General features: G+C 44.9%; 12 protein-coding genes. 2 read left to right on the plus strand and 10 right to left on the minus strand.

Annotated elements, in window-relative coordinates; translation table 11 throughout:
- Positions 1 to 57 precede the first annotated feature (57 nt).
- Positions 58 to 708, minus strand: coding sequence for a single-stranded DNA-binding protein (locus tag BN3456_RS04395; RefSeq protein WP_089982923.1), 651 nt, complete (start codon positions 706 to 708; stop codon positions 58 to 60).
- A gap of 448 nt (positions 709 to 1,156) precedes the next feature.
- Between BN3456_RS04395 and BN3456_RS04400 the strand changes: the two genes are divergently transcribed.
- Together BN3456_RS04400 and BN3456_RS04405 are read left to right on the plus strand one after the other, a co-directional pair.
- Complete coding sequence (locus BN3456_RS04400) at positions 1,157 to 1,891, plus strand: DUF6577 family protein (protein ID WP_089982924.1); 735 nt, start codon at positions 1,157 to 1,159, stop codon at positions 1,889 to 1,891.
- Positions 1,892 to 1,924: 33 nt separating this feature from the next.
- Positions 1,925 to 2,965, plus strand: coding sequence for a nucleotidyl transferase AbiEii/AbiGii toxin family protein (locus BN3456_RS04405; RefSeq protein ID WP_089982925.1), 1,041 nt, complete (start codon positions 1,925 to 1,927; stop codon positions 2,963 to 2,965).
- A gap of 161 nt (positions 2,966 to 3,126) precedes the next feature.
- Here the strand turns inward: BN3456_RS04405 and BN3456_RS04410 are convergent, their stop codons facing one another.
- The 9 genes from BN3456_RS04410 to BN3456_RS04450 form a co-directional block, all read right to left on the minus strand.
- Positions 3,127 to 3,918, minus strand: a complete 792-nt coding sequence (locus tag BN3456_RS04410) for a hypothetical protein (RefSeq protein WP_089982926.1) — start codon at positions 3,916 to 3,918, stop codon at positions 3,127 to 3,129.
- 172 nt (positions 3,919 to 4,090) lie between these two features.
- Positions 4,091 to 4,549 (minus strand): hypothetical protein, encoded by a 459-nt coding sequence (locus BN3456_RS04415; RefSeq protein ID WP_089982927.1) that lies wholly within the window; start codon positions 4,547 to 4,549, stop codon positions 4,091 to 4,093.
- A gap of 12 nt (positions 4,550 to 4,561) precedes the next feature.
- The gene (locus tag BN3456_RS04420; RefSeq protein ID WP_089982928.1) at positions 4,562 to 5,248 is read right to left on the minus strand and encodes a cell division protein; all 687 of its coding nucleotides are present in this window, start codon (positions 5,246 to 5,248) and stop codon (positions 4,562 to 4,564) included.
- A gap of 17 nt (positions 5,249 to 5,265) precedes the next feature.
- Positions 5,266 to 5,838, minus strand: coding sequence for a sigma-70 family RNA polymerase sigma factor (locus BN3456_RS04425; RefSeq protein ID WP_089982929.1), 573 nt, complete (start codon positions 5,836 to 5,838; stop codon positions 5,266 to 5,268).
- 14 nt (positions 5,839 to 5,852) lie between these two features.
- Entirely contained in the window at positions 5,853 to 6,263 is a 411-nt protein-coding gene (locus BN3456_RS04430) for a zinc-finger-containing protein (protein WP_089982930.1), read from the minus strand.
- 156 nt (positions 6,264 to 6,419) lie between these two features.
- Positions 6,420 to 6,698 (minus strand): hypothetical protein, encoded by a 279-nt coding sequence (locus tag BN3456_RS04435; protein WP_089982931.1) that lies wholly within the window; start codon positions 6,696 to 6,698, stop codon positions 6,420 to 6,422.
- Positions 6,699 to 6,752: 54 nt separating this feature from the next.
- The gene (locus BN3456_RS04440; RefSeq protein WP_089982932.1) at positions 6,753 to 7,115 is read right to left on the minus strand and encodes a hypothetical protein; all 363 of its coding nucleotides are present in this window, start codon (positions 7,113 to 7,115) and stop codon (positions 6,753 to 6,755) included.
- A 53-nt stretch (positions 7,116 to 7,168) separates the two neighbouring features.
- Positions 7,169 to 10,828 carry a VaFE repeat-containing surface-anchored protein gene (locus BN3456_RS04445; RefSeq protein ID WP_089982933.1) on the minus strand — a complete coding sequence of 1,220 codons (3,660 nt, stop codon included), beginning with the start codon at positions 10,826 to 10,828 and terminating at the stop codon, positions 7,169 to 7,171.
- A gap of 51 nt (positions 10,829 to 10,879) precedes the next feature.
- Complete coding sequence (locus BN3456_RS04450) at positions 10,880 to 13,801, minus strand: TraG/VirB4 family ATPase (RefSeq protein ID WP_242862798.1); 2,922 nt, start codon at positions 13,799 to 13,801, stop codon at positions 10,880 to 10,882.
- Positions 13,802 to 14,002: the final 201 nt, after the last annotated feature.

Here is a 14,002-nt window from a genome sequence, read left to right on the forward strand (position 1 = left end):
ATAGGATGCAATTCCTCAACGGTAAGTTTTTACTTAAGTACATATGGTGCTTGGGTATTAGGAAAATGGAAGCTGGCCTGCCTGATTTTCCGGAACATTGGTAAATCCGTTGTTCCCATAACCATTTCCGGCGGGCATACCATTATAGTTTGGCGGCGCCTGGTTTGGGGTCTGGTAACCTGGCTGTGCCGGTACCCCTGCGCCCATATTTGCTGCAGGCATATTGGGATAACCGCCATTTGGTGCGCCGGAATAGCCGCCGTTTGGCATTCCCTGATTCGGGTAACCGCCACCCTGTGGAGCTGCGCCTCCTTGATTGTACTGCTGGGCATTCCCGTTCTGGGCATACCCGCCATTTGCACCCGAAGCATTCTCCGGTCTGCTGGAAGGCAGGAACTGCCAGTCCTTGACATTTAATTTTGCGTTGATACCTGGTTTTCCTGCATTTGCCCCATTCTGGTGAATGAAGGGGTGAAGTTCTAAGTCTCCATATACATGCAGGCAACTCTTGGTAGTTACCTTGGCTTTGACAAGACGCTGTGCTAAGAACTTATTGAAATGACATTCAAAGTACAGGGGCTCGTCTCCATTCTGGCCTCTCTGGCTGGTTGCTATGCTTAGATTACAGTACTCGGTCCCCGAATTCTGTGCTTTCTGCATAGCTGGTTCTTGAGTTGGTCTTCCAAACACATGAACAATTGCTGACATAAAAACTCCTTTCTGCCTCTTTGGGCTGAAACATGATAAATAGTGATAAATAAAAAAAGTGCCATTACGAAACCGCATAATACGGCTATCATAATGACACTAATTTCCAACTTAAACAGCATGTGCATCCTGGATGAATGGTCCAGACTCCCGGTTCGGGAATTGCACAAAAACTCAAATACAATATTATATTACCACAAGATATGGTTATAGTCAAATAAAAACACACTACATATAGTTTACTTGGCACGATGCGTGGATGAAAGAGGAATTATGATAAAGGGTGTGCAAAGGTTTTGAGAAACAAAATAAACTATAAAATCGGCAATAATTAAAAAAAGTGCCGATTTTATAATTGCGTTGATTTTATCCATAAAATGAGATATACTGTTATTAGAAGTTTGGCAAAAAAATAAAAAAGTGCCGGTTTGATAAAGAAGGTGATTAAATGGATATGAAAACAGCAATCAATAAGATTCCTGTGGGAGAGGTGTTTGGGAAGCAGTTGTTCCGAGAGGTTGTCCGCCAGTTGAATCCTGATTATACGGAGTGCTCGATTAACTGGCTGTTAGGGAAATTAAAAAATGAAAATAAAATCATGACAGTTGGAAAAGGAAAATACATCCGTATAGAGGAGGGGAAAAGGAAGATACATTATACTTACCAGCATAGTCGGGAATATTATGAGATTGAGAGGCACATCGAAGAGAATTATCCGTTGGTAGTCTTTCAGATGTGGGAATTGATACAACTAAATGAGTTCGTGAATCATCAGATTGCAAAGAACATTATTTTTGTGGATGTGGAAAATATGTTGGAAGAGTCGGTATTTGACCTGCTTCATATGCGTTACCCTTATACGCTTTTTATGCCAACAGAGGAACAATTTTACAGGCACAGAGGGGCAGAGGATACTGTGGTCGTGCAAAGACTGGTTTCAGAAGCCCCAAGACCGGAGGAAGCACATTCCAGCCCACTGGAAAAACTGTTGGTAGACCTTTTTACTTCCAAATTGACAGGAAACCTGATAGAGCGCTATGAATACAAAGCAATCTGTGAAGATATGTTTGAAAAATACGTCATTGATGAGACAAAACTATTCCGGTATGCAAGAAGGAGACATGTGGAAGATGATATACGAAATTATATAAAGGAGAATACTGGTATCAGACTATCTGTCTGATATGATAGAGAAAATTACAAAAGGGGAAAACATATGCTATCAAAAGAAAATTATACGTTGGAACACATCATGCGATTACGCGAAAATAATAGAAAAGATCCCAGTTTGTTGGAACGGGTGATGTATGCTTTTGGATTATTGGAGGCGATTGCAAAGGTAGGTATGCCTTTCATATTTAAGGGAGGAACCTGCCTGATGCTGTTAACGGAACAGCCCAAAAGGCTTTCGACAGATATAGATATTCTTGTTGAGCCGGGGACAGATATCGAATTCTATATAGCGGAAGCGTCAAAGATATTTCCGTTTCGCAGATATGAGGAGCAGACAAGAATTGGAAAAAATCGTATTGAGAAAAGACATTTCAAATTTATATATGACTCACCAATCCAGAGGGGAGAATTTTATATTCTTCTGGATGTAGTATTTGCCAAAAGTCCATATATACAGACCATACAGACAGAAATAAAAAATGAACTTCTTATAGTTGAAAACGAAAAAGTACTGGTTACTGTACCGACAGCAGACTGCATCTTGGGGGATAAACTGACTGCTTTTGCACCCCATACAACGGGAATCCATTTTGGCATCAATAAAGAATTGGAGATTATGAAACAGCTTTATGATGTTGCAATGCTTACTGACGTCATGACAAATCAGGAAAATACATTCCAGACATATTGTAAGGCAGTGAAAGAAGAGACTGCTTACAGAGGAATATCCAGTACATGGGAAGAGGTGCTTAATGATACAATCAGCAGCGCTGCTTGTATTATTGGAAAAGGGGCATTGCAGTCGGAAGAATATCCGTTGTACATAAAAGGGATTCGTTCTCTGGACAGTCATGTTCTCGGGGCAAAATACAGTGGGGAGATAGCAGCGCATCATGCATGTAAGGTCATGTATTTGGCGGCCTGCTTACTGACAGGACAGGAATACCAGAGAATCGAACATCCAGAAGCATATATAGATGCAAGTATCGCAAAGACAAAATACAAAAAGCTTGCCTACATAAGAAAGCAGAAATTAGAAGCATATGGCTATTTGGTCGAAGCGGTACGGCTCTTAGATGCATAGACATTGCAGAGCTATTTGAAAATAATAAGAAAAGCCTATAGTTCGCATATAACCCAGCGAATTCCTGTACCTATTGCAGAAATTCACTGGGGTTTGCTGTACATCTGGTGGAGTACGCTTCTAACTGGTACAAAGCTAGAATCAGACTATTTTATCTAACCTCAAATACTGCTGGAGTCTATTTTTTGCAATAACTCGTCAAATATTGCAATATTATTTACAAACTGTTTAAACTCACTGTTCTCAGTCAAGAAGCGGTATACTTCATTTAATATATTAATCAAATCCGATTCAACATTACCATCTAAGACATCTCCTTTAAAATTTTCTGTATGTGATGAACACAACTCTATAAATGTATAGTATCTACCAGCAGCTTGCATAAGATCATATAATCGTCCTTTGCTGCTATAAATCGAAAAGCTCGCCTTAATTCCTTCAAGGAACTCATATCTGTGTTTTTTAAACTGTTTCCACCCTTTTCTAAATTTATATTCTATAAATCTCTTGTAACCGATTCGCCGAGCATGAAACTCTGTCCAAAAGAAAAATGCGTTATAGTATTGCGAATCAAAAAGTGCATTATAATCACTGATTTGCAAATAATCTGCATAATCGTAATAATCATGTGCATGAGTCAGCTCATGTAATACAGTTCCATGTACTTCGTCAGGATCTTTTTGAGGCAATACCTTCTTAGATAAAACTACTAGTGTTGTTTTATCTCTTGATGGCGCAAAAATCACTGTTCCGTTTGAATTATTGAGTGCAGTACCAGCCTTCATTACCGCTTCTTTCTGCACATCACACATATCATATTCAAATACTTTTGCATAAACATCGTCAACCATAGCAATGTCTATAATTCGTTTTTTATCATAATCTCGTATACAATTATAAAAGTATTGCACTTCTTCTTGTAATATATTACTTAAAATAGTATTTGAATCCATATCTGTATCTCCTTCGTATTATTTCTTATTCAAAAATAAATTTCGATTTTCCGCTTTCACTTATTCATAGTATAATTCAATTTGACAGGATGTTCAATCGAAATAGTCTTTGCAAAATAAATAAGAATCATGGAGCACATCAAGATATATATGTAAGAATGACTGTACTCAATTATGGAATCCTGGTAGGTTTCTTTGAGTCAACGGAAGTAAGCTCCTCAAACCCCAGAAAATCCTGAAGTGCATTTGAGAGATTCTCAGCTTGGTCTTTACCATTCGATTTATCGGATTGAAAATACAGTCGGTAATGATGCCCTTGCAGAATCTTAACACTTTTATCCAGTGAAAAACGGAATTCCTGTCCATCCTCCGTCAGCAATAGAATCTGCTGATTCTTCTTGAACATGGAGGGTTCCCGCTTCTGGCACTTTCCTTCTATGGTGATGAAATGCCCACGGCGAATCATTCGATATAGGCTGAAGAACCGGATGATGCTGCACAGGCCGATAAGCAGGCTTAACATCAGGAAGATTCTGTCGTGCGTGTGGATACTATAGATGCACCCAATCAGTACACAAAAAAAGCCGATTGCCCCTTGGGCAACCAGCTTTGTAAATAACGGTTTTGGCATAAGTCTCCTTTCTTAGAGTCTCTGGAATGAGATTTGTTTATTCAGATATAGGTTCCCGATGGCCTGCAAGACCGGATACTGCACATGATGGAGCTGCGCATCATCAGCCAGTGTCTGGCAGGTGACATCCGGGGTATGATATAGGGTGTCCATGACATCTTTTGATGAATGGACTTCCTTTCCCTGATCCACGCAGGTAACTAGTTCAGCTGTGGAAAGAGGAACCGCCTGTGCCAGCTTCAGGATTGTTTTTTCAATCGCATTCTGCCTTTCTTTCTTCAGATACTTGCCGAAATCCTTCCGCGTGATTTTTCCCTCTGTATATAGTTGGATACAGGTGAAAAGTCGTGCCGAAAAAGGATTGTGTACGGGAGTGATGTACAATTCACCTAAAAGCCGGTACAGCGCATCTACTCCGGTCAAGCCGTCGCCTTTGGCGATAAGCCTGCGAAGGAGCAGACGGTTTAAGTAGTGGGAAAGCGGCAGTGCTTCCGTTAATCCGGCACGTTTTCTCCTGGTTTCATATTCAGTCTCCAGTTCGTGGAACTGGTGGATCTGGAAAGCCAGGCAGCTCCACAGAAGCAGCTCATGTTCAGATAACCCATATTCCTGTTCGCGATTTATCACCATAGGAACGGAGTTTCCGTTTGCACCTTTTTTGAATTTCAAATATCCGATTGCAGTATATAGCGTCAACATAGTGGTTCCTCCTCAAATTATGTTAGCAGGGCATAAAGTTCCTTGTCTTGCCGAAGCAGTTTCCTGGCTTTGCTCTGCCAGGCACGGACCCGGTTTGATGGAACGCCATAGAGCTTGGCAAGGTCAGAGCTTGTATATCCCTTTCCTTGCAGGCACAGGGATGCGATTCCTTTCTGAATCATATCGCAGCTCTGGGTCTCCAGTAGTTTTAAATAGTCCTCAGCCATGCGGTGCATGGTATCCTGCTCGGGTGTGGCCGTATCAGCGGATTCCTCAGCGGACAACTGCTCATATGTGAGCCGGTCTGAACTGGACATGGCATCCAGAGAGCAGAACCGTTCCTTTTGGTAGCTCATGTGCCGCCAGTGATCAAAAATGGCATGTTTGATTACCACCTGGGCATAGGTTTTAAATGAGCGTGTCCCGTCATAGGACATTGCGGCCCTGCATAGTGCAAGATATCCGATTTGTTCTAAGTCATCCAGCTCCTGATAAGCCCGACCGGGGCAGGTTCTGGTAAGGGCGGACACCATCCGGGGAGCCAGATACAGGTATTGTTCCACAAGGTGGCGCTGTTCATCCGTCATCATAAGGCACCCTCCTTTCACCCCACTGCCTGTTGGTGTGCCTGATGCTTGTGCAGCATCTTGGCGGCTTCCAAAATCAGTTGGCTGCATCCGGAGTCATCCAGTTGCCCGATGTGAGCCTGCTGGCTTTCCAGACGGAAGACGTGTGCCATCCAGCGGTAAGCGCCGGACCTTGACCGTATTCCCAGTTTCCAGATTTGGTCAAACATCCGATGGGCCTCAATCCGTTTCCGGCGCAGTTCTTTGTTGGCCAAAGTACCCTTCGGAGTAGTCGTTCCGGGATGGACACCCACATATGAATCACATGTGGGGTAATGGCTGCATACATAGACCAGTCCGCCACTGGATTTAGACCCATAGATGAAGGAGGCGTCCCTTAACACAGCTTTGCTGCCACAATACGGACAGTATATAGTTTGCTTTTTCATATGTGTCACCTCGCTTTTGGTATGCAATGCGTATTGCCTTTTGCTTACAAACATACGTATCGTATACTTATATTTTAGAGAAGCGGGTGATGAATTCCTATACAACCGGTGCCGAAACTGCTCCCAGATTCGGACCAAATACCAGAATTTGCCAGATTACCCATGGTTCGGATAGAACAGGGCTTCGTAAACCGGCAGGAACGGGCTGTCTGTAAAGCGAGGATAATTTATCTCCGTAAAGATAAAACCGGCAAAGAAGCAGCGGATGAGATAAAGCATCACTAATCCGAGACAGATCCGGTAAACGAGTTTCCACTTTTTTCCTCGCTTCTTGAACGGAGAAAACTTGCAGTACAGAATAAAGAGTATGGGGATGCATATTAAATTGGTGAAAATTCCGTCAAGCATCTGAAGGATTGTAGCTGCATACTTCATGGTCTGACACCTCCTTTTTCTATTCTGTACGTAAAGGAGAAGGAAAGTGCAACCTTACCAGTCATAGCAGGCCTCTTCCTGAGCATGCAGCAGAGACATACAAGGGCAACCATTTGAGGAAAATTGCCGCTGCTTAAAAAACTGCTGATACATGGAGAGAAACTGAGCAACGGTGAGGACGCTTAAGCATTCCATGGGTTCAGGAATCCGGGAGAATAGGAACTTCGCATCGGATATGGGGAGGATGCTTGGAATTCCCTCTTCATCTGGAAGGAACAGGAAATCACGCTCCTTACAAAGCCCTGGGGTTTGGCAGAACGTACAACTGACATAGATACAGGAATGCCAGTTGCCGTCACAGGTATTTAGAAAGCGGCGGATGTGTTTGGCATCCGCGCTGCAGTGTGTTGTTTCCATATTCATCACCTAAATAGCAGGCAGCATGAGCGCTGCCTGCAAAAAATTATGGTTTACGGGTTATCATGTTTCTTCGCTGCACGGTGTTTTTTCCGGATGAAAAGACCAAGACCAGAAGCAAGGAGCAAAGCCGCTACCGCTAACCCGGCATACAGAAGGAGATTGGTCTCATCTCCGGTTTTTACAGGGGCGGAGGTAGAAGGTTTCTCCGGCGGGGTCTCCTTTTCAGGGATCTTTGTGAATTTGACGGTCTGTCCTTCATCTGTGATATCCTCGTGAACTGCGATGAGTACTTCTTTTTCTCCGGTGACATCATAAAGCTTTTCAAATACGACGACTGCATGGCCGTCCAGAGTGCTTCCGTCAAAGGTGAATTTGACTTCGACTGTGCCATTGGATTCCTTAGCAGTAAATTCTGTCTCAGCGGTTACCGGCGTTCCATTGATAATCAGTTCCTTGCCAGTTTCTTTATCCATCAGCGTACCTGAGACTTTGTACTTGCTATCCGGCGTCAGGTTCTTGTATGTTACGGTATCGATGATGGTGACGTTAGTTTCAGCCAGAATTTCCTGATCTCCATCTTTGCCATCCTTAGCGGAGGTGCTGATTTCCGGGAAATAAATGCTCTGTTCTTTATCCTCAAGGTCAGCGTGAATAGCGACCTCTTTTCCTTCCAGTGACACAGATTCAAAAACAACGATAGTCTTTCCCAGCAGATTACTGCCATCGAATGTAAAAGACAGCTCCACGGTGCCAGAAGGTTCTTCAGGAGTGAAGGTGATTTCGGAAGTTATCGGTTTACCATCAATTTCAAGGGCCTTCTTTGTTTCCTTATCCATCAGGGTTCCAGACAGACGGTATTCCTTTCCCGGAATCAGATTTTCATAAGTAACCGTATCAATCAGTGTCACTTCCTTATCCGGTGCGGATGTATGGCTGCCGGTTGCGGAATCGGAAGCTGTGGTCTTTATCTTAGGGAATTGGATTGTCTGCCCCTCATCTGCAAGGTCCGCATGTACTGCGATTTCTTTTCCTTCATAGGACAGGGACTCAAATATTACCGTTGTTTTCCCCTTCAGGGAAGCTGCGTCAAACGTAAATGTCACATCGACCGTACCGGAAGATTCTTCCGGGGTGAAGGTAGTCTGTGCAGTAACCGGTTTGTCATCAAGTGTAATTGGTTCACCTGATTCTTGATCCATGAGGCTTCCGGATAACTGATATTCCTTGTCTGGCATTAAATTCGTAAAGGAAACCGTGTCAATCAGTGTGACTTCTTTATCTGCATTGGAAAGGTTCATGCCTGTATCAAAATCCTTGGCCATGGTTTTAATCACCGGGAAGAAGATGGTCTGGTCTTCGTCGTTGATATCCGTATGAACTGCAAGCTTTACGCCCTCCTGATAGAGTTCTTCAAAGACAACAACGGTCTTTCCTGCGAAGGAAGTAGCATCAAATGTAAAAATCACCTCCGTTTTTCCTGTGGATTTTTTCGGTGTAAAAGTAGTTTCCGCAGTTACCGGCTTGCCATCTATCTCAATGGCCTTTCCGGTTTCCTTGTCCATGAGCGTGCCTATGAGCCGGTATTCCTGCCCTTTTTTCAGCCCTTCGTATTCTACCGTGTCCACCAGGGTCACTTTTTCCTTTGGCTGGCTGAAATGAGAATCGGTGTCTTTGTCAAGAGCGGTAGTTGCGAGAACAATCCGGTCATTGGTCAGGGTGCCCAGATCAATGGTTACAGAATCCTTGTATACGGTAGCATCAAACTTCAGCAGATTCATGCCTTCGTTGGTTTCACAGCGCTGTTCTTCAATCGTATAGGTGTCGTAGATGAGGGCTCCTTTGCTGTCATCCGGCTCAGAACTGCCAAACCAGATGCCGTCTTTTGATGTTTCCCCGCGGTTAGTATTTGCGGTATGCTTATTCCACGCGGCAGAGGTGCTGGCATAGCCGTTTTTATCCGTTACAAGGACATGGCTCTCACCGGTTGTCTTTGATGTGATGGCAAAAGGAACATTGGCCAGACGGTTTAAGTCACCGTCGGAGACTTTAACAAATTCCAGGTCACCGCGGATAACCTGATTCAGGATGGAATCTTCCTTTGCGGTTAAATCAACAATTTTCCCGTCCTCCACAATATCAAATTCAACGGAAAGTTTTCCGGAATGCAGGTAGCCTTCCGGCGGGGTAATCTCATCAATGCGATAGCGGCCATAGGGCAGGGCATCCTTTGCGGTAGAAGCGATTCCGGAAGCATCTGTCTTCAGAGTCATGACAACCTGGTCTTTGGAATAGGAGGTTCCATCTACAAGCACTGGGTTCTCATTCAGTGTAGTAATGGTAAACTCTGCGTCCTTTAAAGAAGCGTCGCCTTGTGGTTTCGCTTCCCCTGTTTCCAAATCACGTTTCTGGACTTTGACACCGCCCCGGTAAATCTGTTCTTCCACATTGGGGGCATTGTAAACGGATACGGTTTCATTCTTGCCGTCACCTGTGATTTTCTGGATAAAGACAGTTTCCGATGGAAAATAGCCGACCGGTGCTTTACTTTCCTGAAGGGTCACGGTTCCTAACGGAAGACATGGGGTCTTGCCGCCCGAGGTAAAATAGAGCGCATCACCGGACACAAGATAATTGTTTGTAAAATGGATTTCTCCGGCAGTATCTGTCTTAAATATCCAGGTACGAAGAGGCTTCTCGCCGGAAGCGCCGGGGTCAGTATCTGACTGGCTTGCATAGAACTTGACCGTAAATTCTGCGTCCTTTAAAGCAGCACTGCCTTGGGGTGCATTCGTTCCGGTTTCTTTATCGAGCTTTTGCAGTACAAGATCCAACGGGTTGTTCTGCGGGAGTTCTTTTACCTTCAAGGTATTGGTAACATCGCTTTTAACAGTGATGTCGTAACTATTCACATCCAAAATAAACCCGGGGCTTGCTTTTATCTCCCGGATCGTATATGGAATATCAGCTTCCAGGTCACCGGATTTTGCATGTCCCTTCTGATTGGTGGTCAGAGTTTCAATCAGCTTGTTGCCATGATAGATGCCATACTGTGCCCCTTCTAAGCTGTAATTTCCATTGCCGTCCGTGAGGGACGGGTTGGCAGAAGATTTCTCCAGCTGAACCCAGCCATATGGTTTCTGATACCAGCTTCCGGCAATACTCTGGTCATAGCTTCCGGGAATAAGGAAGGCACGAAAGCTTTCTGGAGGCGCCGGAAGGGCGTTGATTGCATTGGTGATTTCTAAAGCCTTATCAATATAGGACTGTGGCGCCCCATAGAATGCACCGGTGTCTGCGGTGTACCCGGCATAGATATAGGCAACGACCAGATGGCCGATGACATAGGCATTGTCTTCGGACCAGCCGCTTAAATACTGATTTTTGACTTGTTTGTCATATGCATATCCGCCCGGCAGATAATAAAGAGCCTTCCGGACGGGGGAATCTTTTCCGAGCAGGTTATACTCATATGAGCCTGCCGCAGGTGTGGTTTTCATGGGTTCCACGCAATAGGCGGTATTGGAGCCGTCAAAGGTTATTCGTGTGGTGAAGTAGTCCCCATAGGAGATGGTTTCACCGGAGTTGAATGTCAGCGTCCCGTCAGCTGCAAAGACTGCAGTATGGTTTGCCAAAACGGCACTAATTATAAGGACGGCCGCCAGCACGAAAGCCAGCAGCCGTTTTTTTTGCTGTGTTGTTTTTACTATCATAATCTTCCTCCTTGTGAGTCTTGGGGTTATGCAGCACTTCTTTGCTGCAGGTTATACGGCATGTTTCTTCTGGCGTTCCAAAATCTCCAGGAGTTCCTGCCGATCGGTAGTAATCAGTTCCTTTTCCAGATTGGAAGCTTTGAATTCCACCGTGATATTGTTGTTGTTCGTAGAGATCAGACCATTGCCCCGTTGAAAATGAGTAATGTTCATGACCTCTGTCTCTGAGAGGCGCAGGATGTTCTTTACCCGCTGTGCCTCTTCATCCTCCATATTGAGGACAATCTTGGTTTTACAGTTGTTGATGATGCCTTTTCCGTATTTTCCGTCATCCAGCGCGAAGAAATCATTTAAGTCCTGGCTGGCAAAAATGCCGGCGCCTGAGTAAGCACGGATTATTTTTGCGACTTCGAGTACATACTCTGCGGCTAACCGGTTACTGGAAGCGCCGATCAACTGCCAGACCTCATCGACAAAGACTGCTTTTTCCTCAGTTCTGTTTTCTTTGGTCTTGTCCCAGACATAATCCAAAGCAACGAACATGCCGACAGTCAAAAGATCACTTGTGCCTGACAGCTCCGAGATATCTAAGACAATGTACCGGTTCGTTAAATCCACGTTGGTCTGCTGGTTAAAGGAACTGGCGGAACCATGTACCAGACGGTTCAGGATATGTGCCAGCCGCTTGGTGTCGTCGCTTTCCATCAGGACATCATAGACATCGCCCAGAATTGGCATCGCCTTGTATTGTTCCGGGTACTGTGGGTCAAGCAGGGACTCGTTTTTATGCGTGATTCCTTTGCGTGCATAGGTTTTAATCAAGGCTTCGTCCAGAAGCTGCTTTTCCTCATGGGTCATATCCGGAATGAGCAGTGAAAAGAAAATATGCAGCTTCTGTATCTTTCCAGCCAGGGCGGAAGCGTCTAAGGTTGGCCCGTCTAACAGTTCATTGACGGAATTATCCACCTTCCGGATTTCCATGATATTGATGCAGTTCTTTGAGACTGGAGAAATCTGGATGAATTCTCCGCCTACGTTCCGGCAGGCCCGGTAAAATTCATGGCCCTTTAAAGGGGCTATGATGAAGACCTGGATTCCTTTCCGGCGCATCCGAAGAGCCATCGTCTGCATGGTAAAGGTCTTTCCGGCACCGGAGCAGCCGAGGATGCAGATGTTACTGTTCTTGTACTGTTTGCTGTCGTAGATATCTGCGATGACTAAGGAATTGTTGTGCTTGTTTACGCCGAACAAGATACCGTTATCGTCACAGATGCTGTAGCTGGTGAATGGATAACAGCTTGCAGCGCCGGTTGTCAGTACATTCCGCTTAGAGAGGTCAAAGAGTTTCTTGTCCAGGTTTGCAAGCGGAAGCGAAGATAAAAATGCCTGTTCCTGTAAAAAATAGCAGGAGCGCAGATCCATATCCTGTGAGATTAACAGTTTCTTCATTTCCTGTACCCGCCACTCCAGTTCTTCTTTTGTAGTGGCCGTAATGGTAATCAGCAGGTTCATATAGTAGAAATCCTCATTATTTGAAATCCCCTGCTTGAGGAAATAGCCGGATCGGATGGCGGAATCCAGACCATCGAAATCGGCGTTGGTGTCGCTGGCGTCCTTTAACTTGGAGCGGTTAATCCGAATCTGCTGTCCCAGCCGCTGCTGGATTTTGTCTTTCGGCTGCTTGTGGAGGTACAGGTCAATGTCTATTCCTTCCCCAGCATTGATCAGAAGCGAGAGCCATCCGGGAACCACCTTGTTTTTATAACCATCGCTGGGCACAATCAGATAAGTGTGATATACGCCATTGACCAAAACATAATTTGAATGTTTGAAATTCAAATCTCTTGGAGCGATGAATTCATTGGTACGGATGTGGTCCAGCTCTTCCATACGGTTTTCTGACATATAGCGGCTCAGCACTTCGTTGATACGTGCAGGGAGTGGCTTTTCGGTACATAAAGTACGGTTCAGCAGTGTATAAAGGACATCTGTTGCAAATTCATCCTCGTTATCATGGACCTGCACGTCATTCCCACATTGGTACAGGAATGTCCTGGCAGTTTGGACAGCGGTCTCAAGAGCTGCCAAAATGTCTTTTTCCTCCTCCTTCCGGTTGATGTTGAATGGTTCATATTCAAAAATTAAGAAAAACCGTCTGGAGACGGCTTCCCGGGAACTGAGTTTTTTCACGAACTGGATATAGTCTTTTTGAAGTTCCCGGCAATGGGGGTCTGTCTCCCGTTCCAGTTCCAGTGCGGCCTGCTCCAGATGTTTGTTGATGTCCGCTTTCTTGCTGATCATCTTAATCTGAAGTTTGACAGGGCTGATTTTCAGGTAAGAAATAAAGCTGTAAATAATACCCTGCTGTTCCCGGGCGCTGCGAAGCAGAAAATTGATAGGTTCAATTTCCAGAATCTTAACGTAGCGATGGTCGTTGGTGTAAATGACACCATTGGCAATCCGCTCAATGGGCAGGTAGTCTTCCAGGGACTGCACTTTTCGTTTGCGCTTCCGGGAATTTGCAGCCTTATTGGCCGCAAGCTGTTTTTTTGCAGAAACGGCTTCTTTACGGACGGCTTTTTCCTGACGGATGGCCTCTTTTTTCTCCTCCTTTCTCTGGCGGCGGCTTTCTTTTTGTGCAAGTCCGGCTTCCCGTCTGAGCTGTTCTGCCTGCATCCGGGCCTGCCGGTGTTCCAGCTTGAGTATCCGGATATCCTCTCTGGCCTGCTTTCGGATTCCGCGTTTTGTAGTAACGTCAAACTGCCGCCGCTCTTTTTTTTTATCTATACCGTGGTTGGAAGCGGGCGGAGAAACAGAAACCGGGGTTCCGGGTGCGGAGGATTCCAGCTTCGAAACCGTTTTTGGGGAATCCGGTGGTGTTTCTGTTTTCCGCTTTGTACGTTTTTGTTTCTTTGATTTTGGCTCCTTGTTGCGGGGAAGCCTCTGCTTCCGTGTTGGCAGTTCCGGCTGCATGTCAAGCCGATAGATTGGTGTTAGTATATAACTATGGACACGGAAAGTTGAACATTCTATAATATAATAAAGGAGTGTTCAATCATGGCAAAAAATCAAAAATCCTATACCCCTGAATTCAAGCAGCAGATTGTAGATCTGCGTAATAAAGCTGGTAAAGGTATCACAGAATTATCTAACGAATATGGCGTTCCAAAAGGC

The sequence above is a fragment of the Clostridium sp. C105KSO13 genome (assembly GCF_001517425.1).
Classification (GTDB): domain Bacteria; phylum Bacillota; class Clostridia; order Lachnospirales; family Lachnospiraceae; genus Muricomes.